This is a genomic window from Halomonas sp. Cn5-12, from assembly GCF_021532545.1.
In the GTDB taxonomy this organism is placed as follows: Bacteria; Pseudomonadota; Gammaproteobacteria; order Pseudomonadales; family Halomonadaceae; genus Vreelandella; species Vreelandella aquamarina.
On the sequence record NZ_JAKGAY010000040.1, the window covers coordinates 1 to 25,138 of the forward strand.

A 25,138-nucleotide genomic window follows, 5' to 3' on the forward strand; every position below is an offset into this window, starting at 1 on the left:
TGCGGCGACTGGCGCGGAACTTTATGTTGGGCATGGCACTGTCTGGGTGAATGGCGATAATGGCTATATTGCCATGCAGGTCAGTGGGTTAGAAGTGCTTCCGGGGGGCGGTCTCACGGATTCAGGTATGCATCTCTTAATTGTCGAGGATGATGTCGGCTTTGTTGATGAAATAAAGCAAGTTATCGAAGATCTTCAGGTGGATGTGAACTGCTTTTTTGCGAAAAGCAGGGATGAAGCTTATTCTGCTATCGATGAAAAGCATTTAGATTACGTCATCTTGGATTTAAAAATTCCAACAAAGAATGAGGCTTTAGATGAGGAGCCTGAACATGGGCTGAGTGTTTTTACTAGATCGAGAAGTGCACTTCCTGGGGTTCCGATATTGGTTTTGACTGGTTCATCTGCTGAGAACTTTATTCCAATAATGCTTAATGAGCAGCAGCAAGTTGATATTTGGAGTCAAGGTCAAACGTTTGGGACAGTAGATTTTTTAAAAAAAATAGATTTCGAAAAACTTCCTGAAAAAATACAGGTTGTTTATCAGGCTATAGATAGTCTATCTGAGGTAGAGGTAGACAGAGGAACGGTTGCTCTAAGTTTAGCTGAGCAGAGAATTCTGAGGATTTTTGCAAAAAAATTTGGAGGAGTTTTTTGCAAAATAATACAGCTTGGTGGAGGGTTGTCGGGAGCAAAAGTCTTGCGTGTTAAGGTTACCGATACCAGTGGGGCATTAATACATAATGCTGTTGCTAAGATTGGTTCCATGGCAGAAATACAAGATGAAGCCAGAAGGTTTGATATCCATGTTTCAAGGCTTAGGCCAGAGGCGACGCCAAGGAAGCTGGCAACAATCGAGTTTGGTGGAGGCGCACTAGCTGGGGTTTTTTATGGTCTGGCCGATGGGTACGATAAATCTGTTTTAGACGTTCTTCAGGACGCTCCACAGTTCTCTGATAAGGTTGTAGAAGCTATAAAGAATACTACTCGCCAATGGGGCGAGGGAGTACCTAGTACTAGGCGGAATATATCAGAAATACGCAGAAGACTTCTGTCAGACAGGACTTATGAGAAATTAAAAGGTGGCTATGACTTGTCTTTTCTTCGGCGAATGGAAAATCGGGAGTATCAAGTAAGATGGCCTTGTGTTCATGGAGATTTGCATGTTTACAACTCTCTCATATCTGATTTTGACTCTGCCGTTTTAATAGATTACGGAGATGTTGAGTATGGTCCTGCCAGCTTGGATCCCTTAACGCTCGAGTTGAGTTTGATTTTTCATCCTGAAACCATCTTGGATGCTTCCTGGCCAACTATACGACAAGCCAGGTTGTGGGGTGATCTGGATGCATATTTAGAAGATTGCCCTTACGAGGTCTATGTTCGTAGTTGTCGGAGATGGGCAGAAGAAGTCTCTGCAGGGAAGAGAGAAATATTAGTGGTTGCATACTCATACCTGCTAAGGCAGCTGAAGTATGAAGACACTAACAAGGAATTGGCTCTTGCATTACTTGATGGGGTTATGAAGTCGTTTGAGAAAACTTGAGATCAATAGAAAGCATCGGAAGTGTATTTTTATATAACCTTGTGTTTTAAAGCGATTCGGGGATAACTTGTTTGGAGGCTAATTTTACATTAAAACTCTTCATGGCTGCACAGTATATAGTGTAGCCATTTAGGGTTATGACAAGCTCGTATAAGAACACGATATGCTCGAGACTGAGCTGCCATAGAGTTTGGAGTTTCCGCTGATTTTCGATCTGGTGCTCATCGCCTATCAAGGTACTCTCTAGGTACACACACCAGCTTCGTGTGCTATCCTCAACCTTCGCTAAGCTACTGATTCCAAAGAACTGTACCTTTCGCTCGATTACGGTTGCTTTTCCTTGTGTGTCAGTAACTTATTGTTTTAAAAACGAACTCATAATCCCTTGGTCGTAGGTTCAAGTCCTACTGGGCCCACCATTTCTAAAGGTTCTGCTTTTCCTCGATAGCGATTTATTGATTTCTGGCTCCTTTTGCCATGTTTTAGCTCCCTTCTATTTATATCTTCTCTCATTTTTATTACTGTCTAACGGCAATGAATATTTAGTGCGTTAGTGATGGGCGCGACGAATAGTCGCCAATGTCTCGAAATCGCCCCATGCGGTGAAGACAGTGGAAATGATCGACAACATCAACCGCCTCTTGGGCGACGACCTCAAAGCGACCGTCACCCCAGGTGCCAGGCTGAAGATTGCCGCCTCCTGCTTCTCTATCTACGCCTTCGAAGCGCTGAAGAAAGAGCTTTCCGGCGTCGACAGCCTGCAGTTCATCTTCACCGCACCTACCTTTGTACCCAATGAAGTCACAGACAGGCTAAAAAAAGAGCGGCGGGAGTTTTTCATCCCAAAATCCCAGCGTGAAAGCGGGCTGTATGGTACCGAGTTTGAGATTCAGCTGCGTAATAAGCTCACTCAACGCGCAGTCGCACGGGAATGTGCACAGTGGATTCGCAAGAAGGCCCAATTTCGCTCGAACAAAACCAAAGCCCCTATGCAGCCTTTTATGTATATCGGCGGGCAAGAAAAAGCGGCTGCCTATATGCCTATCAACGGCTTCACCGCGGTCGATTTGGGTTACCAACAAGGCAATGCCGTTTCCAACTTCGTCAATCGCATGGACGATCCCAGCCATGTGCAGATGTATCTGCAACTTTTTGATCAGATCTGGCATGACCCTGACAAGGTAGAAGACGTTACCGCTGCTATCTGCGAGCACATCGAGTCGGTCTACCAGGAGAACTCCCCCGAGCGCATCTATTTCATCATGCTCTACAACATCTTCCGGGATTTCTTGGAAGATGTTGACGAAGACGTGCTGCCGAATGAGCTGACCGGCTATCGCGATACCCTGGTGTGGAACAAGTTGTTCAACTACCAGAAGGACGCAGCCACCGGCATCATCAACAAGCTGGAAACCTATAACGGCTGCATCCTGGCCGATAGCGTAGGCCTCGGCAAAACCTTCACTGCCCTGGCCGTGGTCAAGTATTACGAGCTGCGCAACAAGTCAGTCCTGGTGCTGTGCCCGAAGAAACTGGCGGACAACTGGCGCAACTACAACAGCAACCTGACCACCAATATTTTCGCCAAAGACCGCTTCAACTATGACGTGCTCTGCCACACGGATCTGTCCCGCACCTCGGGCGAGTCCTTCGGCATGCCCTTGAACCGGGTCAATTGGGGTAACTATGACCTGGTGGTAATCGACGAGTCTCACAACTTTCGCAACAACGACGTCTACAAGGACCGTGAAACCCGTTACCAGAAGCTGATGAACAAGGTTATCCGCGCCGGGGTGAAGACCAAGGTGCTGATGCTGTCTGCCACGCCGGTCAACAACCGCTTTGTCGATCTGCGCAACCAGTTGGCGCTGGCCTACGAGGGTGAGTCCGATGCCCTGGGCAAGCATCTGAAAACCAACACCAGTGTGGAAGAGATTTTCCGCCGGGCACAGAAGGCCTTCAACGCCTGGTCGGACTTGCCCCCGGAGCAGCGCACCGCAGCGTCCATCCTCAAAGCCCTGGACTTCGACTTCTTCGAGCTGCTGGACTCGGTCACCATTGCCCGCTCGCGCAAGCATATCCAGACCTTTTACGACACCACCGACATTGGTCACTTCCCCGAGCGCCGCAAGCCGCTGTCGTTCCACTGCCCGATTACTGAACGTCAGGATGTGGCTGACCTCAACGAGATTTTCAGCCAGTTATCGGTGCTCAAGCTCTCAGTCTACGCCCCCATCAGTTACATCCTACCCAGCCGGTTGCGCAAGTACGAAGAGCTGTACGATACCCAGGTAGAAGGTGGCAAAGGCAAGCTGCGCCAGGCCGACCGTGAGCGCAGCCTGCAGGCCCTGATGACCACCAACCTGCTCAAACGTCTGGAAAGCTCCGTGGCCGCTTTCCGCCTGACACTGGCGTCGCTCAGCGGCAACATTACTCGTACACTGGAAGCAATCGACGCCTTCGAGTCCAGCGGCAAAGCCGGTCAAGTGGGAGACTACCTGGATGATATCGACGCCTTTGATGACGACGAGAGCTTCTCGGGTCTGGACGAATTTACCGTAGGTAAAAAAGTTCAGATCAGCCTGGCGGATATGGACCTGCCCTCCTGGCGTCACGACCTGGCAGCAGACCTGGCCTTGATCGACAACCTGTTGGAGTCCATGCGCAAGGTAGCTCCAGCGGATGACACCAAGCTGCAACACCTGCTCAAACTGATCAACGACAAGATCGACCGGCCGCTGAACCCCGGCAATCGCAAGGTGCTGATCTTCACTGCCTTTGCCGATACGGCCGATTACTTGTATGACAACCTTGCGCCGATGGCCTTGAAGCGCGGATTGCATGTCGGCAAGGTGACTGGCTCTGACGCACCCAAGTCGACCCTGCGAAAAGGCTACGACTTTCAGAGCCTGCTCACCCTGTTCTCGCCACGCTCCAAGGAAAAGGCGATAGCGTTACCGGATGAGCCCGGCGAGCTGGATATTCTGATTGGTACCGACTGCATTTCCGAAGGCCAGAACCTTCAGGACTGTGACTACCTGATTAACTATGACATTCACTGGAATCCGGTGCGCATCATCCAGCGTTTCGGCCGCATCGACCGTATCGGTTCACCCAACCAGCAAATCCAGCTGGTCAACTACTGGCCGGATATCAGCCTGGATGAATACATCAACCTCAAGGAGCGGGTAGAAAATCGCATGGTGATCGCCGATGTCACTGCCACCGGTGATGACAACGTGCTCACCGCCAAATCCAGTGATATTGCCTATCGCAAGGAGCAGCTCAAGCGCCTGCAAAATGAAGTCATCGAGCTGGAAGACGTCAAAGCTGGCATCTCGATCACCGATCTGGGCCTGAACGACTTTCGCATGGACCTGCTGAATTATGTGAAAGCCAACGGCGAGCTGGATAACGTGCCTTTCGGCATGCACGCCATCGTTCCGGCGCAACCGGGCGTCGGCTTACTGCCTGGTGTTATTTTCGCCCTGAGAAACATCCACGAAAGCGTCAACGTCAATCAGCAGAACCGTCTGCACCCCTATTACCTGGTGTATATCGGGAACGACGGTGAGGTGATTGCCGACCATACCGAAGTCAAGCGCCTGCTCGACCTGATCCGCAGTAGTTGCAAGGGCAAGGATGAACCGATCCGCGCCCTGTGCCAGCTGTTCAATGATCGGACCCAGGACGGGCGCAATATGCAGCCCTACTCCGACCTGCTCAGCCAGGCCATTCGCAGCATGATCGAAGTGAAGGACGAAAAGGACATCGACAGCCTGTTTGGCGGCGGCCGCACCACGGCACTGACCACCACCATACAGGGGCTGGATGATTTTGAGCTGATTGCCTTTTTGGTCATCGAGGGCAGCACTGCATGACCCTCTATGCCTGGCCAAAGCAGGCGGCCTTTGGCCGAGTGGTGCCCAAGAGCAAGATATACGAGCATGCCTCCGTCAGTGCAGCCCTTAAGGAACGCTTTGTCCAACAGGTGGAGCAGATCAATTGGGCCTACAAACTGGCCCCGGAAACGGTCAATCTGCCAGCCACGCCTGCAGTGACAGAAATCCAGGTTTTTCGTCTCAGCCTCAAGGGTGCCAGTCTGGACCAGGACGTACTCAAGGCCATCGACCGCGCCATACCTTTTCCGCTAATTTTTGAGCTGGCACAGGGTGGCCGCATTAAGCTAACAGCAGCTTACAAACGGCCCGCGCAAAGCCCCAAAAGTGCCGCGGACAGTAGCCGCTGGGTAGTGGGAAGCTACTTCGAAACGGACTGGCAGCCGGAGAGCTCTCCGCGTCAGCCGCTCCCGGTGGCACTGGATATGGCCGGGCTTTATGAGCAATTACTCAGTCCGTTAGTTCAAGGTAAGGTGGCCAGCGCTACAGAGGATCTGCGCACACCACCCCCACAAATCCGCGATGGCGCGGCAGCGGGCTATACCGTGGGAACACCTGCGGCGCAGCCCGAGCGATTGACGCTGGAACAGCATATTGAGCTTGCCGAGGCCATCGTCAGCCAGCAGAAACAAGTCGAACGGATCAGAACGCGGCTAGACCGCGAGAAACAATTCAACAAGCGCGTAGCCATAAATGCCCAGCTGCGCGATGCCAAACAGGAACTGCAGCGGCTGATGCAACAGCAGACTGCTTCACAGAGAAACTGAGAGCAATACGATGGAAAAACTGAAAATGCACAGCCCGGATCTGAGCCAGGAAAATATTGCCAAGATTCGTGAGCTGTTTCCCGGCTGCGTGACCGAAGCTAAGGATGAGGCGACGGGGAAAATACGCCTGGCGGTGGATTTCGATCAGTTACGGCAGGAACTGAGTGACTCCATTGTAGAAGGACCGCAGGAGCGGTATCGGTTGGATTGGCCGGGGAAGCGGGATGCGTTAGCGCTTGCGAATGCGCCGATCAACAAGTCGCTACGCCCCATTCCGGGTGAAAGTCTTCAATTCGATACGACGAAAAATCTGTTCATCGAGGGCGACAACCTCGAAGCGCTCAAGCTGATCCGGGACACTTACCTCGGACAGATCAAGTTGATCTACGTCGACCCGCCCTACAACACGGGCAAGGATTTCATTTATCGAGACAGTTTTGCCACGGATCAGGTGACGCAGGAAATTGCCTCGGGCGAACGGAGCGAGGAAGGCGCGCGCATTGTCGCGAACCCGGAAGGCAATGGCCGGTTCCACTCCAACTGGTTGACCATGATCGCCCCACGCCTCAGGTTGGCGAAAAACCTACTGACGCGAGATGGGGCCATCTTCGTGTCCTGCGATGAGGGCGAACAGCCACGGCTACGTCTGATCATGGACGAGATTTTCGGCCAGTCCAACTTCGTCGCCGACATGGTTTGGGCGGCTGGGCGCAAGAATGACTCGCGGCTGGTTTCGGTCTCGCACGAATACATCGTGTGCTATGCGCGCGATTCCGAATATCTGCGCGAGAACGGGGTGACTTGGCGGCAACGAAAAAAGGGGCTGGACGAGATTTATGCGCAATATGAGCGGCTGAAACGCCAATACGGTAACGACTACAAAGCGATGACGGAAGGAATGAAGGGATGGTATCGGTCGCTGGCCGACGGTCATCCTTCGAAAGCGCACAAACACTACAGCAATATTGACAGCCGAGGCGTCTACTTTGCAGCTGATATTTCTTGGCCAGGTGGCGGCGGGCCAAGGTACGAGGTGCCTCATCCAAGAACCAAGAAACCAGTAAAGGTTCCCTCACGCGGCTGGATGACAAGCGATCCAAAGCGCATGCAGGAGTGGATTGATGCCGACCGAGTTCACTTTGGAGACGACGAGAACGCAGTGCCCTGCATCAAAAGCTATCTGAAAGACAAGGAGCTCCAGACACCCTACAGCGTGTTCTATCAAGACGGCCGCGCCGCTTCGAAGCGCTTGCGGGCTCTGATGGGGGGCGACCTTTTTGACTTCCCTAAGGACGAATTGGTTCTGCAGGAAGTCATCGAGATGATGACGGAGGATAAAGACATCATCCTTGACTTCTTCGCAGGGTCGTCGACCACGGCTCATTCCGTAATGCTCCAGAACGCGAAAGACGGCGGGAATAGGAAATTCATCATGGTCCAGCTTGATGAAGCGGCGGACGAAAAGTCAGAAGCCTTCAAGGCCGGATTCAAGACGATCCCGGAAGTAAGTCGGGAGCGCGTCCGCCGCGCTGGCAGGCAAGTTCTTGACGGCGACTGCCACCCCAACTGGAACCGCGATGTCGGCTTCCGGGTGCTCAAGGTCGACACCTCTAACATGAAGGACATCTACTACCGTCCCGATGAGCTGTCTCAAGGTGACCTGTTGGAAGCGGTGGACAACGTCAAACCGGACCGAACGCCGGAAGATCTGCTGTTCCAGGTGCTGGTGGACTGGGGTGTGGATCTGACCCTGCCGATTCGCCGCGAAACCCTGCAAGACAAAACCGTGTTCTTCGTCGATGACAACGCTCTGGTCGCCTGCTTCGACACGGGCGTTACCGAAGAGCTGGTCAAGGAACTGGCCAAGCATGAACCACTGCGGGTGGTGTTCCGTGACAATGGTTTTGCCTCTGATGCGGTGAAGATCAACGTCGAGCAGATCTTCCGTCAGCTGTCGCCCAGCACTGAAGTCAGAAGCCTCTGAGGATCGCAGTATGGACCAGCTAGCTCTCAAAACGCTGCTTAATACCCTGATCGGCACCTGGGAAAACGAGGTGGTGGAGTTCAAGCAGGCCGACGAGAACTACAAGACCGATAAGATTGGTGAGTACTTCTCGGCTTTGAGCAATGAAGCCAACCTCTCAGGGCAGGAAAGCGCTTGGCTGGTTTTTGGCGTTAATAACAAAACACGTGCGATTTCAGGCACTCACTACAGAGAAGAAGCTGATCGCCTGAATGGGCTAAAGCATCAAATTGCCCAAAGCACGGAACCGAGCGTGACCTTCCGTAACATTCATGTATTGGAAGACACCGCCGGTCGGGTGGTACTGTTTGAAATTCCGGCTGCCCCGCGCGGCATACCAATTGCTTGGAAAGGCCATTATTACTCCCGAGCGGGTGAAAGCCTCGTGCCATTGGGCTTCGCCAAACAAGATGAAATCCGCCAGCAAACTATTGCCGAAGACTGGACAGCCCAGCCAGTGTCAAGCGCAACGTTTGAGGACCTGGATGAAGCTGCACTGCAGAGGGCTCGAAAAGCCTTCGCAAAAAAGTACGCCAACCGTTTCGCGGCCGAAGAGGTGGAAGCGTGGCCGCTCTCCACATTCCTGGATCGTGCCCGAGTCACTCAGAACGGAGCAATTACCCGCACGACGCTATTACTTTTAGGCAAGCCAGAGTCCACATGGAAGCTTTCTCCACACCCTGCCCAGATGACCTGGAAGCTGGAAGGTCCCGAGCGGGCTTACGAGCATTTCTCCCCTCCTTTCTTGTTGAGCACTTCCTGGCTTTATCGTCGCATCCGTAATATTCAGCTGCGCCTGCTACCACAGGACGAACTACTGCCTATAGAAGTGGCCAAATACGATCAGAAGATCGTGCTGGAATCCTTGCATAACTGCATTGCGCACCAGGACTACACACGGAATGGTCGGGTTATTGTTATTGAACAGCCGGACCGCTTGGTATTCGAGAACGAGGGCATGTTTTTTGAGGGTCAACCAGGCGACTATCTTGAAGGAAACCGGGTACCCCGAAAGTATCGCAACCCCTTCCTGGCCCAGGCTATGGCCGAGTTGAACATGATCGACACCATGGGCTTTGGCATCCACGATATGTATGCCCGCCAGGCCAAGCGATACTTTCCTATGCCGGACTACGACCTGAGTGAAGCTAGTGCAGTGCGATTGACCATCTATGGGGGCGTTGTGGACCCGGCCTACAGCCGCCTGCTAATCCAGAAAACCGACCTACCTTTAGCCGACATCCTGGCCCTGGACCGTGTGCAGAAAAAGCTGCCATTGCCTGATGAAGCGATCACACGTCTTCGCCGCGCTGGCTTGATCGAAGGAAGAAAGCCCAATTTATATGTGTCCGCAAAAGTGGCAAAGGCCACGTCAGACAAAGTGGACTACATACGCACACGCGCCCAGGACGACGAGTTCTACGCGAAGCTGTTGATCGATTACCTTGAGAAGTTCGGGCACGCTACCCGCTCGGAAATCGACAAGCTGTTAATGGACAAACTCAGTGACGGCCTGTCTCCTGAGCAGAAGCGCACAAAAATCAGCAACCTGGTCACCAAACTGAGGCGGCGCGGGCGCATTCATAATTCAGGCTCCAGAGGGCATCCAATTTGGCAGCTTGCAGAAAGAAAAAGCAACGCTTAAATTCGATAAATACTTACTAAACAAACGCTTACTTCTTTCTGCAAGCCATAAATATACGTACATTGCAGAAAGGAGTGCAGAAAGACTGCAGAAAGGATTGCCATGAAGCTGAAGTTTAAAACCCAGGCCTACCAGACCCATGCCGTGGATTCCGTGGTGGACTGTTTCGTCCATCAACCCATGCATGATGGCCTCACTTACCGGATTGACCCAGGCCAACGTTCGCAAGCCAGCGCCTTTGATAACGAAGGCTTCAAGAACGCTGACCTGGCCATCAGCGAAGCTAAGGTATTGGAGAATATCCAGGCTGTTCAACGTCGGCAGAACTTGCCGGTTGCTGAGTCGTTGACCGAATTCACTACCTACGACAAAAAGGGTAACCGGGGGCCCGTCAAGGCGGCCTACAAAAAGGATGCTCTGGCAGCGACACGCATCCATCTGGACGTGGAGATGGAGACCGGTACTGGCAAAACCTACTGCTACATCAAGACAATTTTCGAGATGAACAAACGCTATGGCTGGAGCAAGTTCATCATCATGGTGCCGTCCATTGCCATCCGTGAAGGTGTATACAAGTCCCTTCAGATCACCGCAGATCACTTTACCGAGAGTTATGGCAAGAAGGCGCGCTTCTTCATCTATAACTCCAAGCGACTGCACGAGCTGGAAAGCTTTTCATCAGATGCCGGTATCAACGTCATGGTGATGAACATCCAGGCCTTCAACGCGCGGGGCAAGGACAACCGCCGAATCTACGACGAGCTGGATGACTTTCAGTCGCGCAAGCCGATCGATGTAATCGCCGCCAACCGCCCCATACTGATTCTGGATGAACCGCAGAAGATGGAAGGCAAAGCCACCATGGAGGCTTTGCCCCAGTTCAAGCCGCTGATGATCCTGCGTTATTCGGCCACACACCGAACCCAGCACAACCGTATTCACCGGTTAGATGCGCTGGATGCCTATAACCAGAAGCTGGTTAAAAAGATTGCTGTGCGTGGCATCCAGACGCGAGGCCTGGCGGGCACCAATGCCTATCTGTATCTGGAAGGTATCGATATATCCAGGCAAGCGCCTATCGCCCGCATCGAGATGGAAATCAGGCTTAAGTCCGGTGAGATTAAACGCCAGTTGCGCCGCCTGCAGTTCCGGGATGACCTATTTGCCGAGTCCGGCGAGCTGGACCAATACCGTGATGGCTTCACCATCAGTCAGATCGACGCCACCACCGACACCGTGGAGTTTACCAATGGGCTCGTATTGAGGGCCGGTGAAGCCAACGGCGATGTGTCTGAGAGTGACATCCGGCGCATTCAGATCCGCGAAACCATCAAAGCCCACTTGGACAGGGAAAAGCAGTTGTTTTCTCAGGGCATCAAGGTGCTGTCGCTGTTCTTTATCGACGAGGTGGTCAAGTACCGCGACTATGACCAGCCGGATGAGAAGGGCGAGTACGCCCGCATCTTCGAAGAAGAATATCAGCTGCTAAAGAATGAATATTTATCTGAGCTGGCCATCGATAATGAAGCCTACCGGCAGTATCTGGACGGTATCGACGCGGCGAGCACGCACAACGGCTACTTCTCCATCGACAAGAAGACCAATCGTTTGAAAGACCCTAAAGTTGGGGCGCGATCGGTTGATTCTGACGATGTCGACGCTTACGACCTGATATTGAAGGACAAAGAACGCCTGCTGTCCTTCCAGGAGCCGACACGATTTATCTTCTCCCACTCGGCCCTGCGTGAAGGCTGGGATAATCCCAACGTCTTTGTCATGTGCATGCTCAAACACAGTGATAACACTATCTCACGGCGCCAGGAGGTGGGGCGCGGGTTACGCTTGTCGGTGGATCAGCACGGTGATCGTATGGATAACCTCGCCGTGGTGCACACCATCAACGTATTGACCGTGATTGCCAGTGAAAGCTACAAGGACTTTGTCGCTGGTCTGCAACAGGAGATTGGTGATACGTTGAGTGCTCGGCCGCGCCAGGCAACAGAAGCCTACTTTACTGGTAAGCAGTTACTCACCGAAGAAGGCCCGATAGATGTGACGGCCGCTATGGCCAAACAGATTTACCGTTACCTAGTAAAGAACGACTATACCGATAATGATGACCAAATCACGGATGATTATCACAATGCCAAAAAGCAGGGTACCTTGGCCGATCTACCGGATGACCTGAAGCCTTATGCCGATCAGGTGTTTGACTTGATCGACAGTGTGTTCAGCGATGCTCAACTGCCGAAGATCGAGGATGGCCGTAAACCCAAAACCAACCCCCTCAACGCTAACTTCGACAAAAAAGAATTCCAGGCGCTATGGCAGCGTATCAACCGCAAAGCGGTGTACCGTGTCGAATTCGACTCGGATGAGCTGGTTCAAAAGTGTATTGCGTCCCTGAACCAGGCGCTGCGCGTGACGCCGCTGCAATATACTGTGCAGAAAGGCATACAGCAGGATGGACTGACTGACGAGCAACTGAGAAAAGGTGAAGGCTTCAAGGTTGAGGAAACGGCCACGGAATATGGTAACTCTATCCACTCGCTGGTTCGCTATGACTTATTGGGTAAAGTGGCAGCCAATGCACAGTTGACCCGTCAGACGACTGCTCGCGTACTGCAAGGCATCAAGGAGGCGGTGTTTAAGCAGTTCCAGCAAAATCCGGAGCATTTCATTGCCGAGGCTTCTCGGTTGATCACTGAGCAGAAAGCCGCCATGGTCATCGAGCGCTTGGCTTATGATGAAGTGGATGAGCGGTATGATGTGGATATCTTCATGGCTAGCCAAACAGGGCAGGATTTCTCACGTGCTACGCAGAAGCTGAAGAATCATGTCTACGATTACGCCATTACTGATTCTGACGTTGAGCGTCGCTTTGTCAAAGAGCTCGATACCAGCACTGAGGTGGTGGTTTATGCCAAGTTGCCACGTGGCTTCCTGATTCCTACCCCGGTGGGCGACTACAACCCAGACTGGGCTATTTCATTCCGAGAAGGTAACGTCAAACACATCTACTTTGTCGCTGAAACCAAGGGCTCGATGTCGTCCATGAAACTACGCGAGATCGAAAAAACCAAGATTGAATGTGCTCGCAAGTTCTTCGCCGAGATCAGTCAGCAGGTCACCGGTGATAAAGTGAAGTACGACGTGGTAACAGACTACGCCAAGCTGATGGATGTGGTAGGTCCGTAAGCTGCTCGAGGGCGATCAACTGTCAAGTCATACTTGACAGTTGATGTGGATCTGCGTGTTCGGCAGCTACCGACAATATAAAGCTCCTTGAGCTCGCCCATATGATGCTTGCTTATGGTCGATATTGCTTTAGTGCGAAGCCAGCTCTTCAAAAAACGCAGGGTCATCCTGAATCGTCGCCAGTACCTTAGCGGCTAACCCTGTAGGGTTACGGCGTTTGGTTTCCCAGCTTTTGATGGTGTCTACACTGGTGCCCATCGCCTCGGCAAACTCGGCTTGCGAGACGTGTAACTTGGTGCGAATAGCTTTTACATCAGCCACTTCATGGCGTGTGATGCGGCTGGCCTGCGTTTTGCCTTTTTTGATCTCAACGGCTTCCTGCAGCGATGTTTGCAGTTCGTCAAAAATGCTCATTTGGAAACCTCCTCCTTCAATTGGTGGGTCAGTGTTTTCAGGGTGGCCTTTTCAGCGGGCGTTAAGTTATCTTTGACGCTCTTTGGGTAGGCCAGTATCAGATAAACTCTTTCTGCCGTTGCCAAAAAGTAGATAACCCTGGCTCCGCCGCTCTTGCCTTGGTTGCCCAACGCCATGCGTATTTTGCGCAGACCTCCCGTACCTTGAATCAGGTCACCTTTGTCGGGTTGAGCAATCAGAGTGCGCTGTAGCTCCTTTAATTCGTCGTCTGTGGCAATGACCTGAATCTGGCGGGTGAACGTCGGGGTTTCGATAAATTCAATCGCATGACTCATGTTAGGGGACTTCTTTTAGCCAGTGCGTATTTTAGTGTACATAGTACATTTTGAGTTATCAATTATCGACCCTATATTTTGCCGTGGCTGGCAGTGATTTGGTTGCCAGCTGGTTGTCATGCGGTTGCCATTTGGCTGCTAACAGGGTGAAAACCATGTGAGTAATGTAAACCATGGAAAACCCTAACTCATTGAAAAGACTTTGTTTACGCATTGCAGGCGCGATCCCAAAGTTTGTTTGGTTGTACTCATAATCCCTTGGTCGTAGGTTTAAGTCCTACTGGGCCCACCATTTCTAGATGCTTCTTCTAAATATTGCTTCACAGTAGGGGATTATGCCGCTCGACAAGGAGGGGATGAATTTGCCGTATTGTTGCCTGGCTGTACTCCAGCACGTGCGCTCACCATTGCCGAGTCTCTGCGTGTAAGCATTGCGGAAAGCTCGATTGAGGCGCAAGGACGCCAATGGCAAGTCACCGCTAGTATTGGAGTGAGTCATTTCCATCAAGGTGATAATACAATCGACGACATTCTTAGTCGTGCCGATATGGCCAGCTATCAGGCAAAGCAAAGTGGACGTAATAAGGTTGAAGGAGATGCCGATGGCTAACCGAAAATTACTTTACCAAGCTGATATTTAGTTACTTTCATCCAGCTTAGGCACTTAAAAGCACTATCTATGACTGCTTTAATCTTTTAATCAGTTAGCGATGAAACTGCTTTTCTCGCTCTGGCTGCCAAAATATAGCATCAATACGCAAATTTACTTTGGTGTTGTTAGGTAGTGGCCACTCGATCACATCACCTACTCTTAAGCCAATCAATGCAGCTCCAATAGGTGCCATAACTGAAATCCCATCCTCAACAACCCCAATTGAATGAGGGTAAACCAATGTACGAACCATCTGACTACCGCGGGTTAAATCAGTAAACCGTACTTGGCTATTCATGCTTACTACATCATTTGGAATATCTTGAGGATCAAGCACTTCTCCGCGAGCTAGCTCTTCCTCCAGCAGCTGCGCCACCATCAAGTCTTTTTCTGTTGCACTGTCAATCAAGCGCTGAAGACGTTCAGCGTCAAGACGATTGATAATTATAGAAGGACGTCGAACCATTTTAATTTCCTTAACACATGAAAAACGTACTCATAGCCAATATAAGAACACCACATTCATATCGTCATGACAGAAAAGCCCTTCCCAAATAAGGGAAGGGCATCTATCGGACAGTCTATACCTTTTTAGCAAAAGGCTAGATTACCCCCTGATCAATCATTGCATCAGCTACTTTTCTAAAACCCGCTATATTAGCCCCTAGCACTAGGTTGTCAGGCTCGTCAAATTCTTCTGCTGTTTCAGCACATTGCCGATATATATCGGCCATAATTTCTTTAAGTTTCTGATCTACTTTCTCTAATGTCCACTGCTCCATACTGCTATTCTGAGCCATCTCTAACTGGCTAGTCGCCACACCACCAGCGTTTGCTGCCTTACCAGGCCCATAGGCAAGCTTTGCCGCTAAAAAGGCATCCACTGCTCCTTTCGTTGAAGGCATATTAGCCCCTTCGCTCACACAGACGATGCCGTTTGATATTAACGCCTTAGCATCTGCCTCAGTAAGCTCATTTTGTGTTGCACAAGGGAATGCTGCCTCGCCTTCAATGCGCCACACCGCATGGCCATCTTGAGGATATTCTTGTACTGATGTGTAATGTGCTTCTGGACGTGCGTTGACATATTCGTGTAACGATTCTCGCCGCTTTTCTTTTATTTCTTTGAGCAAAACTAAATCAATACCTTTTGGGTCATAAACCATACCCTTAGAGTCGCTACACGTAACTGGTTTGGCACCCAGTTCGTAGAGCTTCTCAATCGTATAAATGGCTACGTTCCCTGATCCTGACACTAAGCAATACTTACCACGCAATGTGTCATTTTTAGCCGCCAACATATTTTCAGCAAAATAAACGGCACCATATCCCGTCGCCTCTTTACGGCCTAAGGATCCACCCCAGTTCAATCCTTTACCCGTGAGAACGCCTTCATATCGACCGGTCAAGCGCTTATATTGCCCAAAAAGATAGCCAATCTCGCGGGTGCCCACGCCAATATCACCAGCAGGGACATCTGTATGTGGCCCAATATGGCGATAAAGCTCCGACATAAATGATTGGCAAAAACGCATAATTTCATTATCTGACTTACCCTTGGGATCAAAATCGGATCCGCCTTTCCCACCTCCAATGGGTAGACCTGTCAGCGCATTTTTAAAAATTTGTTCGAATCCTAAGAACTTAATGGTGCCAGATGTCACACTAGGGTGAAAGCGCAAACCTCCCTTAAAGGGGCCTAGTGCTGAATTGAACTGCACACGGTATCCTTTGTTGACCTGAACACGCCCCGCATCATCTACCCAGCTTACACGAAACATAACCTGACGCTCAGGCTCAACGATACGTTCAATAATACTGTGGTCATGGTAGTGCGGTGCTCGAGCAAATAATGGACGAAGGCACTCTAGTACCTCTTCAGTTGCCTGATAAAATTCTTTTTGAGCAGGGCTGCTTTGAGCTAAACGCGCCAGTGTGTCTCCAACATACGGCATGACTCTCCCCCTTCATAATTAGAGCGCAAATGATCTAGTGAGTGCTGAGAGAGATTTAACTACGAGCACTGTAAGCCGCATACCCTATGCAGCTTCGGCATGAGAAAATAATTTAAAAAAATAGACTAAAGTAGCAAACCAAAAGCACCAAAAGAGTGCAATCAAAAACCGCTAATAAACGATTTATCAACGAAAGCCTGGGGGAAGGTTCATCTTTTGTCCAGGCAGTGCGTATGCTGCAACGCAAACCGTCACGTTAGCTGACCTGATGGCGTGGGAAAAACGGTTAATCGTGCAAGGGTTTCCCGTGCCTCCGCGTTGTCGTCCCGCCCGGTTTGTCGCGGTGGAGGTCGTCGCATGATTCGTCCAAGCTCTGATCGAAAGGTGTACCTGTGCCGAGAACCCGTGGATATGACCTCATTTGTCTCTATTGGTGCTTCCACCGCTCCTCCTTCGAACCCCCCGTTCCTCCCCAAGCCTCTTGCCTCACCAGAGTGATTGTGATTGTGAATAAAAATCCGTATCATTCGCTTTACTATAACGATACTCCTCTTCCTACCCGTTGAGACTTCCTCATGCTCCGTAAAACTCTCCCGTTTTCCGTCGCGCCGTTGCCTGCTGCCGTTCGTCGTTCACTGGTGGTGTCGCTCGGTGGAATGCTGTTCGCTGCGCCGTTGGCCGCGCTGGCTCAAGAAGAGACCATTGACACCGGTACCACCGTGGTCACCGCGACCGCGTTGAAGGTCGATACGCCTCTGGTGGAGACGCCGCGCCCGGTCTCTAGCGTTGATCGGGAAGAGCTGGAAACCCGCAACGTGCAACAGCTGGATGAAACCTTCCGCTATCGTGCCGGTGTGCTGTCAGGCCACTATGGCAGTGACAACAATACGGATTGGTTCAAGGTGCGTGGTTTTGACCAGTCCACTTATCAGGATGGGTTACGCATTTACCGTGAAGGCTTTTACCAGTGGCTGCCTGAGCCGTATGGCTTGGAGCGAGTCGAAGTCTTCAAAGGACCTTCCTCGATTCTGTACGGCGAGGCGCCTCCCGGTGGTTTGATCAATGCGGTGAGCAAGCGTCCTACGGAAACGCCGCAGGGCGAGGTGAATTTCCAGCTTGGCAACCGGAATCATCGCCAAGTAGGCGTCGATACCAGCGGGCCGTTGGGTGAGTCGGGTGACGTTCGCTATCGGTTGGTGGGCTTGTACAAAGAGCGCGATGGCGATCTCGACCACACGGACAACGAGCGCTATTACTTCGCGCCTAGCCTCGCCGTCGATATGAGCGACGATACGACCGTTACTTTCTTGGCCAGCGTGCAGAAAGACGATGGCGTGCCGGTAAACCCGTTCAAACTGCCCTACGGCACCGTGCAGGATACGCCGTTTGGCCGCGTCGACCCGCAAACAAACCTCAGCGAGCCGGGCTACGACCGTGATAACCGCACGCAGTGGGCGCTGGGTTACGAGCTGCGCCATGACCTCAACGATACGTGGCGGTTTGAACAAGATTTACGCTACAGCGAGCTAGACCTGGAGCTACGCAGCACCTATGCGTTCTTCATGTCGGATGCCCGTCGGGCAACGCGTGGCCATGTCTATCGCGATGGTTCTATCGATAGCTGGACGGTCGATAACCGCATGGTGGGTAACTGGTACACGGACCGCACCGAAAACACGCTGTTATTGGGTGTCGATTATCAGAACCTGGGGGTGAGTGGGCAAGAAGCCGACCCGTTCCCATTTGGCGATCCTATCGATGTGTTCGACCCTACCTACGGCAACTTCACGCCGGTGGGCGCGGATGATTTGTTGAGCCGTGAGATCGATAAAGAGCAGACCGGTTTGTACGCTCAAAACCAGCTGCGCATCGATGATCGCTGGGTGCTGCTTGGCGGTGTGCGTGTCGATCAGGCCGAAACCGAGAACCGCAATCTGACCTCAGGCGTCACGCAGCGCTCTGATGATGACCAGGTCTCTTGGTCGGGCGGCGCGATGTACTTGAGTGATCAAGGAATCAACCCGTACATCAGCTACACCGAGTCGTTCGATCCGGTGGGACGGGTGGACGACGCGGGCGATCTATATGAACCCCGCGAAGGCGAGCAGTGGGAAGCCGGTGTCAAAATCGCGCCGTTTGGCTGGGATGGCTATGTGACGGCCGCTGTGTTCGATCTGAAAGAGAACAATACGCTCGTGAGTTCTCCTGCCGGGTTCCAGGTTCAGGAAGGCGAGCGCACCTCTCAAGGGTTTGAGCTGGAAGGCGTTGGCTATCTTACCGATGCGTTAAAAGTCACGGCGGCGTATACCTACACGGATTCGCGCTTGGAAGACGATCAGCGCGCACCGTTGATCCCCCGCCACCAAGCCTCTACATGGCTGGATTACGCCTTTACCGGTGGAGCCCTACAAGGCGTGAGCTTGGGGGCAGGCGTTCGCTACGTAGGCAGCACGGTGGATACGAGCGTCGCGGATAATACCGCCGTCGATAGTTATATGGTGGCGGATGCCATGGTCGGTTATGAGTTTGCCGACGGCTGGCAGGCGCAGGTCAACGTCAATAACTTGACCGATGAAGAGTATGTCGCCAGCTGTGAGTACTGGTGTTATTACGGTGAATCGCGCAGCATTATCGGCAGCGTGAAGTACCGCTGGTAAGCGATCGCTTGCATTCAGCCTTGACGCACAACGCCCGGCTTTGAGCCGTGCGTTGTCGTTCGTTGCTGCTGGGTTCAGGAGACTATGAACTAGCCATTCACTTTGGCCTGCCATACGGTGCTTTCGGTGGGGCCTTGCGCTAGGTCAGCACAGGTATCCACACGCCACAGAGTGGTGGCTTGGCAGTGCACAGTCAGTTCCCCCTGCTGCTGGTCGAGCCGCCACTGAAAGCGTATCTCTCGTGTTTGGTCGTCGCCGTGATCGCTGATCAGAACCAAAGTGGGTTGTCCTGCCTCCGTGCTGAGCTGCGTCAACGCAGCGATTTCAGCGCTCTGCTGCGCGGGAGTGAGCTGTGAGCCGCCACGGTAGCCGGGCAAAAAGCGCTGTTGGCGGGCTTCGGCCTGTAAGAAGGGCAGCGCTTGTTCTGGCGTAATACGCCCATATTTGCGCACGTTTGGCAGCACGATCACGCTGGCAGCGAGTCGGCAGCCGCCGAGGTGGCTGCTCTCCCATACCTCGAAGGGCAGCGGGTGCTCAGCTACCGTGCTGGCTAGCGCTTTGAACGTTTTATAACCGTACTTCGCGCAGCACTTATCTTTGGTACCGTGGGTACAGCAAAGAACCAAATCATTGCGCATCGCTGGCTGCTCCTCCCACTGGCTAAGGCGGCTGCCACTTTGAAAGGCGCTGAAGAACGCCTCTAATTCCCATCGTGCCACGCGAAAGCGGCGCCGCTCCGGCATCAGAAAGAGCTGATGCTGGTACTTTTCCATGCCCGGCTGTTGGATCAGGTTGATGCGTAGGCCATCGTCAGCCAGCGTATCTAGCGTTTCCTTTAATGAATCGCTCATATCGCTGGCGTGGCGGAGTTTGCGCTGCCACTTCGCGCGCGGCCAGCTGAGCAGTAAGTTGCGCTCGGCATGAGCGGCGCTACCCGCCAGCGGGTCTTGCTGCTCTCGGCTTAAATCCGCGCAGAAGGTGTGGTTCATAGGGCTGCCTCATGTCGAGATATTTCGTCTACGGCACTGTCCGTGGCTCCTTGGTAGAGCGTTACTAGGCGTGGTTGGTCACATTGAGTAGGTAAATCAGCAGTGGTGGCTACTTCATTGGCTATAGCAAAGAAAGGCAGCAGGGTGGAGCAAAAAATAAGCAACACCCGCCACCCTGTGCGGCTGCCATAAGCGTCTGCTGTCTGCATACGTGCCCTTCGGTGTCACGGAGAAAGGCGAAATCATGGCATGTTGTAAAAGCTAATGCAAAGCATTATCAAATAAGGGCTGCCACTACCTCCACCGCCCCAAATACTCCCACCCCGGCGGCCACCGGCCAGCCCAGTGAGCGCAGGCGACGCCACACCAACAGCGTAACGCTCAGGCCAATCGCGGTGGCCAACCAAGAGACAGGGCTGGGGTTGACGGGCACAATCGAGACGCCCAACACGGCGGCAATCATCATGGGGCCCAGAATCACCAGCCATTGGGGCATGGCGTTCATTCCCGTTGCGCTGCCCAACCGCCGCTGCATCCATAAAAAGGGCACCACTCGCATCAGCAGCGTGCCGAGTGCGCAGATAATGACGGCGATCCACATGGCGCTGCTCATGGGCGGCTCCTCCGTGGTTGAAAGGTGACCGTGTAGAAGCACAGCGCGCCGCAGGCAGCTGCAAGGGGAATCGCCACGTTGCTCCACCCGGCCAGGTTCAACCCCAGCGCGGCAAAAATGGTACATAGCATGGCGGCAGCCCAGCGCTTGTCGGTAAAGCGCGGTGCCACCATGGTGAGAAACAGCGCGGGGAGGGCGAAGGGCATGATCTCCCCCAGTAGCGGCCAGCGGGCGGTGACCGCTTCGCCGCCGGTCGCGCCTATTACCGTGCCGATAATCCACACCGCCCACGCCAGCAGCGAGGCACCCACAAACCAGCTAAACCGCTTTACTTCCGGTAGTTGGGGGAGCCGTGTGAGCGCCAAAGCAAAGACTTGATCGGTCAGGCCGTGCATTAGCCAAGGCCAGTGGCGGCTACTAGGCAGCAGCGCGGCCAAGTTGGGGCCGTACACCACGTGGCGCACGTTGATGAGTAGCGTCATGGCCACCACCAGCCATAGCGGCGCACCAGCGGCAATCATGCCCACGAACAGAAACTGCGAGGCACCCGCGTAGATCAGCGCTGAAATGGCGGCCGCTTCCCAAGTGGTAAAACCGGCCTGGGTCGCGACCAAACCAAACGAGAGCGCGACCGGAATATAGCCGCCTAACAACGGAATTGCTTCACGCACGCCCTGTAAGGCAGAGCGCAGCGGTGAGTGGTTGGCGTGCACCGTGTGATCGGCTGGCTGGCTCATGGTGGGGTCCCTTCTTGGCCGTAGGTGACGGTGAGTAGCAGGGTGGCTTCATCGGTGTGCGTACGGTACAGGTGCGGCTGGTCGGCCTGAAAGGTGATGCTTTCGCCAGGGGTGAGCGTGGTGGTCGCACCCTCTGGGCCTACTTCTAACCATCCGCTAATGAGCGTCAGCGTTTCCCGCGTGCCCAGGGTATGGGCCTCGGCGTGGCGCAGCGTATTGGGCGCGCAGCGCATCCAGTAGGCATCCACCTGTGGCACGCCCTTACCCTGGTCGATCAACTGTACCTGCACGCCATCCTCACCGAGCGGTACGCTGATCGGTGCCACCAGGGTGCCAAACGGAACGTTGAGTTGGACGGCCAGCCGCCAAATGGTGTCTAGCGTGGGGTTACCGTTGCCCTGTTCTAAGCGGCATAGGTTGGATTTCGCGATGCCCGCCGCGTTGGCAAGTTGCGAGAGCGATAAATCCTGCGCTTTACGAAGGGCTTGGAGGTGTTGGCCTAGCGTAACAAGAGAGTGCTCGTTCATGGTGATTGCCCGTTGTTCCTTTTATGGAACGTTCTATATAAGGAACAGCGATCTGTCAATCGACGAGCCACAAAGGAGCGTTAATCAGGCTTACGCGCTCGACAGGCGGCGGCGGTAAACAGCACATCGGTGGAGGAGTTGAGCGCCGTTTCGGTAGAGTCTTGCACCACGCTAATCACAAAGCCAATGGCGACGGCCTGCATGGCCACTTCGGTCGGAATGCCGAACAGGCTGGCGGCCATGGGAATCAGCATCAACGAACCGCCCGCCACGCCAGACACACCGCAGGCCGCCAGAGCCGATACGATGCAGAGCAGCAGCGCGGAGGGGAAATCCACGCTAATTCCCAGGGTGTGCGTAGTCGCCAGCGTAATCACGGTAATGGTGATCGCCGCCCCGCACATATTGATGGTGGCACCTAACGGAATGGAGATCGCGTAGGTGTCGGCATCCAGGTCCAAGCGGCGGCAAAGCTCCAGGTTGACCGGAATGTTGGCCGCCGAGCTGCGAGTGAAAAACGCCGTAATGGCGCTGCCCCGTAGGCAGGTAAACACCAGCGGGTAAGGATTTTGGCGGGTAGCCAAGTAGACCAATAGCGGGTTACTTACTAGCGCGACGAACAGCATACAGCCAACGATCACCCCCAATAGCTGGGCGTAGTTAAGCAGTGCCTGCACGCCAGACTCCGCCAGCGTACCGGCCACCAAGCCGAAAATACCCAGTGGGGCTAAGCGAATTACCAGCGTGACAATACGCGTAATGGCGGCGGATAAGTCGCTCAGCGCTTGGCGAGTCGTGTCGCTGGCCTGGCGAAGTGTCAACCCCAAGCCAATGGCCCAGGCCAGAATGGCGATGAAATTGGCGTCCATCAGAGCCGTCACAGGGTTCGCCACCGCGTTGAGCAGTAAGTCACGCAGCACGGTAAAAATATCGCTCGGCGGGTTGCCGTCGACTTGTCCCGTATCCAAGGCCAGCTCCGTGGGAAGTGCGAAGCTTGCGGCTACGGCAATCAACGCGGCAATCAGCGTACCTGCGACGTAGAGTAAGAGCACCGAGCGAATATGTGTCGGCTGGCCCGCCTGATGGGCGGCAATGGCCGCCGCCACCAGCACGAAGACCAAAATAGGCGCCACGGCCTGCAGCGCGGCAATGAAAAGCTGCCCGAGAAGGGCTACATCGCTGGCTATGTCGGGTACGAGTAGGGCCAACAGCACCCCAGCGACAATACCGATGACGATTTGAGGAATAAGCCCCAGCCGTAACAAGGGTCGAAAAACGGTGGTAGCGGTGGCAATCATTGCGTGACTCTCAGGTAGTAAAAGGGGGAAGCGATGCGGCGGTAAGCGCCACCGCGCCTGAAAGGGGCAGCATTCTATCAGTTGAGGGCTTCTCTGGGGTGGGTGTGCCACAAATCGGCACTCGCTGTCACAGAAATGAGCGCCAGACTATACTTCGCTTGCTGCGGGGCATCATCGCAGCGTGGCTTTAGTGCTACTTCCCGCCTATTCCAAAAGAAGAAGGAACGTTGCATGCGTATGAAGGTGTTTTTCGCGGCACTATTGATGCTGTGTAGCTCGTCGCTGGTCATGGCGGCCGACTACTACGTCGATATCACCAACCGTACTGGCTACACCATTTACTATATGTACGTGAGCCCGGAGGATTCGAAAAGTTGGGAGGAGGACGTGCTGGGCAGCGACGTGTTGATGAATGGGGATACCCAGCGCGTGACGCTAACGGGGTATAAAAGTCCCTTATTCGATATTCGCTTGGTCGACGAGGACGATGACAGCTATACCTTCTGGAACGTCGATGTTTCTACCCGGGATATCGTGGTAACGCTGGATAATCTGGACTAATAACGGGCAAGCGGCTTGCAACCCATTGGGAAGCAAGCCGTTTTGCTATCAGCATGTTCTGCGTGCTTATTGCGCTACAGATTAAGCACTGGAATCACTGAAAACAAAGCCAAGCAAACTCATCTACGAAGACTAATCGACAACAATTATTTCGACTAAAGTGGTTAGACTTTGGTTGTAATTGCCGCCAATTTACTGGACTAATGGCCTATTGCAGTGAATAAAGGGCACCCTAAAAGCCAGCGGCGCTGGCGAAAAATGCCATAGGGACAGCTAAGTCCTGAGCCCTTTCGTTCACCCTGACTGCGAGCGGTACTTCCATAATGCGCAGAACTGCCACGATGACGCTGTGGGATCAGCTTTGGCACTCCCATGACCAAGTTAAAAATCTCCTGATCCCGCCTCATTCACGAGGGCTCTGATCGGGCAGTCTGAAGCTACGTGCCATCGGCATTGCTCGTAAGGGTCCGTATTTCCGGCGTGAGCGCCTGCTTCGTAATGCCCGAACACTGCGTTTCTTTCGCCGATTTATAACCTCCAGGAATTAATCTCGACCTTCAAAGCAGCCGTGATCGCCGAACGCCGCTCCGGTCGCTCGCTTTCTGATGCGGTGGTGGTCTCGCAGGAGCGTCAGCTCAGTGCGGTCAGCTTTGGCAGCCCCTTAAGCAAGGTCGGCCACCACTTGTCGGCAGCGGCTCCGAGATGAACCGTGATTCGCCGAGCGTGCAGCCTCAGCGTGGCGGCCACCTTCAGCACCTGCTCGCGCATCCGACTCAGACTCCAGCCTTGTCGGGTTTGCCGCTCCAGCAGGCAGCGCAGGCCATGCAGGACCTGGTAGGCGTAGAGGCTGAGCAGCAGGCTCACCTCGTTGCGGGCCATCACGTCCTGAACGGTGGAGGCGCCGCGATCCGTCGACGAGAGGTGCACGTCGAGTGCCGACTTCACCTCGCCCATATGGGCTTCGGCGCTGCCCCGCTTGCGATAGAGCGCCAGGATCTTCTCCGGCGGCCAGTCGAACTTGCCGAGGTTGGTGACCAGGAAGAAGGCATGCAGCAGCAGGTCATCGGGGCGTTCCTGCACCACCAGCACTACGCGCCGCGGTGCCGGCCAGGAGCCGGCTTGATACGCCAGGTCGTGGCACCACTCGCGAGGCTGCTCGGGTGGCCGGCCGGGTGGCCGCTTCAGGAGCGGTGCTGCCAGCTTCTGTAGACCGGTGTGACTGCGCAACCGGCCCAGGTATTCGATCCCCCGATCCTCCAGGGCTTCCAGCGTGTCGTTGTCGGTGAATCCGGCGTCGATGCGCACACGAACCTGTGCCCCGG

The 25,138-nt window shown here is 53.6% G+C and carries 19 protein-coding genes; 9 read left to right on the top strand and 10 right to left on the bottom strand.

Going from position 1 to position 25,138, the window contains the following annotated elements; genetic code table 11:
• The 6 genes from L1249_RS15630 to L1249_RS15655 all read left to right on the top strand — a co-directional run.
• The coding region (locus tag L1249_RS15630) for a response regulator (protein WP_235253720.1) at positions 1 to 1,546 on the top strand (1,546 nt) is incomplete at its 5' end.
• Between the two features lie 617 nt (positions 1,547 to 2,163).
• Positions 2,164 to 5,427, top strand: coding sequence for a helicase-related protein (locus L1249_RS15635; protein WP_213262104.1), 3,264 nt, complete (start codon positions 2,164 to 2,166; stop codon positions 5,425 to 5,427).
• Complete coding sequence (locus L1249_RS15640; RefSeq protein WP_213262103.1) at positions 5,424 to 6,212, top strand: DUF4391 domain-containing protein; 789 nt, start codon at positions 5,424 to 5,426, stop codon at positions 6,210 to 6,212. Before L1249_RS15635 ends, L1249_RS15640 begins: the two co-directional genes overlap by 4 nt.
• Before the next feature lie 10 nt (positions 6,213 to 6,222).
• Positions 6,223 to 8,196: a site-specific DNA-methyltransferase gene (locus tag L1249_RS15645; protein WP_228168271.1), complete on the top strand. Its 1,974-nt coding sequence runs from the start codon at positions 6,223 to 6,225 to the stop codon at positions 8,194 to 8,196.
• Between the two features lie 10 nt (positions 8,197 to 8,206).
• Positions 8,207 to 9,880 carry an RNA-binding domain-containing protein gene (locus L1249_RS15650; protein ID WP_044629532.1) on the top strand — a complete coding sequence of 558 codons (1,674 nt, stop codon included), beginning with the start codon at positions 8,207 to 8,209 and terminating at the stop codon, positions 9,878 to 9,880.
• Positions 9,881 to 9,982: 102 nt separating this feature from the next.
• Positions 9,983 to 13,078 (top strand): type III restriction-modification system endonuclease, encoded by a 3,096-nt coding sequence (locus tag L1249_RS15655; RefSeq protein ID WP_228168270.1) that lies wholly within the window; start codon positions 9,983 to 9,985, stop codon positions 13,076 to 13,078.
• 129 nt (positions 13,079 to 13,207) lie between these two features.
• Here L1249_RS15655 and nadS read toward each other — a convergent pair whose 3' ends face one another.
• Both nadS and L1249_RS15665 read right to left on the bottom strand, forming a co-directional pair.
• A complete protein-coding gene (gene nadS, locus L1249_RS15660) occupies positions 13,208 to 13,492 on the bottom strand; it encodes a NadS family protein (protein ID WP_228168269.1) in 285 nt (94 codons plus the stop codon).
• Entirely contained in the window at positions 13,489 to 13,827 is a 339-nt protein-coding gene (locus L1249_RS15665) for a type II toxin-antitoxin system RelE/ParE family toxin (RefSeq protein ID WP_228168268.1), read from the bottom strand. Before L1249_RS15665 ends, nadS begins: the two co-directional genes overlap by 4 nt.
• Before the next feature lie 280 nt (positions 13,828 to 14,107).
• Between L1249_RS15665 and L1249_RS17730 the strand changes: the two genes are divergently transcribed.
• Entirely contained in the window at positions 14,108 to 14,437 is a 330-nt protein-coding gene (locus L1249_RS17730; protein ID WP_082051448.1) for a GGDEF domain-containing protein, read from the top strand.
• 94 nt (positions 14,438 to 14,531) lie between these two features.
• On the opposite strand, the gene rnk is transcribed toward L1249_RS17730, so the two are convergent.
• Positions 14,532 to 14,945, bottom strand: a complete 414-nt coding sequence (rnk, locus tag L1249_RS15670) for a nucleoside diphosphate kinase regulator (RefSeq protein WP_044629527.1) — start codon at positions 14,943 to 14,945, stop codon at positions 14,532 to 14,534.
• A 136-nt stretch (positions 14,946 to 15,081) separates the two neighbouring features.
• Positions 15,082 to 16,434 carry an NADP-specific glutamate dehydrogenase gene (gene gdhA / locus L1249_RS15675; RefSeq protein WP_228168267.1) on the bottom strand — a complete coding sequence of 451 codons (1,353 nt, stop codon included), beginning with the start codon at positions 16,432 to 16,434 and terminating at the stop codon, positions 15,082 to 15,084.
• Positions 16,435 to 17,090: 656 nt separating this feature from the next.
• Between gdhA and L1249_RS15680 the strand changes: the two genes are divergently transcribed.
• Positions 17,091 to 19,091, top strand: a complete 2,001-nt coding sequence (locus L1249_RS15680) for a TonB-dependent siderophore receptor (protein WP_390903839.1) — start codon at positions 17,091 to 17,093, stop codon at positions 19,089 to 19,091.
• Between the two features lie 89 nt (positions 19,092 to 19,180).
• Here L1249_RS15680 and L1249_RS15685 read toward each other — a convergent pair whose 3' ends face one another.
• From L1249_RS15685 to sstT, 5 genes are all read right to left on the bottom strand, one after another.
• Complete coding sequence (locus L1249_RS15685; RefSeq protein WP_137094807.1) at positions 19,181 to 20,080, bottom strand: sucrase ferredoxin; 900 nt, start codon at positions 20,078 to 20,080, stop codon at positions 19,181 to 19,183.
• A 277-nt stretch (positions 20,081 to 20,357) separates the two neighbouring features.
• Positions 20,358 to 20,693, bottom strand: a complete 336-nt coding sequence (locus tag L1249_RS15690) for an AzlD domain-containing protein (RefSeq protein WP_228168265.1) — start codon at positions 20,691 to 20,693, stop codon at positions 20,358 to 20,360.
• Positions 20,690 to 21,430, bottom strand: a complete 741-nt coding sequence (locus L1249_RS15695; protein WP_228168264.1) for an AzlC family ABC transporter permease — start codon at positions 21,428 to 21,430, stop codon at positions 20,690 to 20,692. The genes L1249_RS15690 and L1249_RS15695 overlap by 4 nt, the downstream gene beginning before the upstream one ends.
• Positions 21,427 to 21,957: a helix-turn-helix domain-containing protein gene (locus tag L1249_RS15700; protein ID WP_089675893.1), complete on the bottom strand. Its 531-nt coding sequence runs from the start codon at positions 21,955 to 21,957 to the stop codon at positions 21,427 to 21,429. The genes L1249_RS15695 and L1249_RS15700 overlap by 4 nt, the downstream gene beginning before the upstream one ends.
• An 80-nt stretch (positions 21,958 to 22,037) precedes the next feature.
• Positions 22,038 to 23,255, bottom strand: a complete 1,218-nt coding sequence (sstT, locus tag L1249_RS15705; protein ID WP_089675894.1) for a serine/threonine transporter SstT — start codon at positions 23,253 to 23,255, stop codon at positions 22,038 to 22,040.
• Between the two features lie 231 nt (positions 23,256 to 23,486).
• Here sstT and L1249_RS15710 point away from each other — a divergent pair, with 231 nt between their 5' ends.
• Positions 23,487 to 23,816, top strand: a complete 330-nt coding sequence (locus L1249_RS15710; protein ID WP_089675895.1) for a hypothetical protein — start codon at positions 23,487 to 23,489, stop codon at positions 23,814 to 23,816.
• Positions 23,817 to 24,446: 630 nt separating this feature from the next.
• Here the strand turns inward: L1249_RS15710 and L1249_RS15715 are convergent.
• Positions 24,447 to 25,138 (bottom strand): transposase (locus L1249_RS15715; RefSeq protein ID WP_235253721.1); only part of this gene is annotated, 692 nt, incomplete at its 5' end.

What these genes read in the sequence shown, in the direction of transcription:
- L1249_RS15710 (WP_089675895.1), top strand. Translation starts at nt 23,487, where the DNA reads ATGCGTATGAAGGTGTTTTTCGCGGCACTATTGATGCTGTGTAGCTCG.
- L1249_RS15700 (WP_089675893.1), bottom strand. Translation starts at nt 21,957, where the DNA reads ATGAACGAGCACTCTCTTGTTACGCTAGGCCAACACCTCCAAGCCCTT.
- L1249_RS15645 (WP_228168271.1), top strand. Translation starts at nt 6,223, where the DNA reads ATGGAAAAACTGAAAATGCACAGCCCGGATCTGAGCCAGGAAAATATT.
- sstT (WP_089675894.1), bottom strand. Translation starts at nt 23,255, where the DNA reads ATGATTGCCACCGCTACCACCGTTTTTCGACCCTTGTTACGGCTGGGG.
- nadS (WP_228168269.1), bottom strand. Translation starts at nt 13,492, where the DNA reads ATGAGCATTTTTGACGAACTGCAAACATCGCTGCAGGAAGCCGTTGAG.
- L1249_RS15690 (WP_228168265.1), bottom strand. Translation starts at nt 20,693, where the DNA reads ATGAGCAGCGCCATGTGGATCGCCGTCATTATCTGCGCACTCGGCACG.
- L1249_RS15665 (WP_228168268.1), bottom strand. Translation starts at nt 13,827, where the DNA reads ATGAGTCATGCGATTGAATTTATCGAAACCCCGACGTTCACCCGCCAG.
- gdhA (WP_228168267.1), bottom strand. Translation starts at nt 16,434, where the DNA reads ATGCCGTATGTTGGAGACACACTGGCGCGTTTAGCTCAAAGCAGCCCT.
- L1249_RS15680 (WP_390903839.1), top strand. Translation starts at nt 17,091, where the DNA reads ATGCTGTTCGCTGCGCCGTTGGCCGCGCTGGCTCAAGAAGAGACCATT.
- rnk (WP_044629527.1), bottom strand. Translation starts at nt 14,945, where the DNA reads ATGGTTCGACGTCCTTCTATAATTATCAATCGTCTTGACGCTGAACGT.
- L1249_RS15640 (WP_213262103.1), top strand. Translation starts at nt 5,424, where the DNA reads ATGACCCTCTATGCCTGGCCAAAGCAGGCGGCCTTTGGCCGAGTGGTG.
- L1249_RS15655 (WP_228168270.1), top strand. Translation starts at nt 9,983, where the DNA reads ATGAAGCTGAAGTTTAAAACCCAGGCCTACCAGACCCATGCCGTGGAT.
- L1249_RS15685 (WP_137094807.1), bottom strand. Translation starts at nt 20,080, where the DNA reads ATGAACCACACCTTCTGCGCGGATTTAAGCCGAGAGCAGCAAGACCCG.
- L1249_RS15635 (WP_213262104.1), top strand. Translation starts at nt 2,164, where the DNA reads ATGATCGACAACATCAACCGCCTCTTGGGCGACGACCTCAAAGCGACC.
- L1249_RS15650 (WP_044629532.1), top strand. Translation starts at nt 8,207, where the DNA reads ATGGACCAGCTAGCTCTCAAAACGCTGCTTAATACCCTGATCGGCACC.
- L1249_RS15695 (WP_228168264.1), bottom strand. Translation starts at nt 21,430, where the DNA reads ATGAGCCAGCCAGCCGATCACACGGTGCACGCCAACCACTCACCGCTG.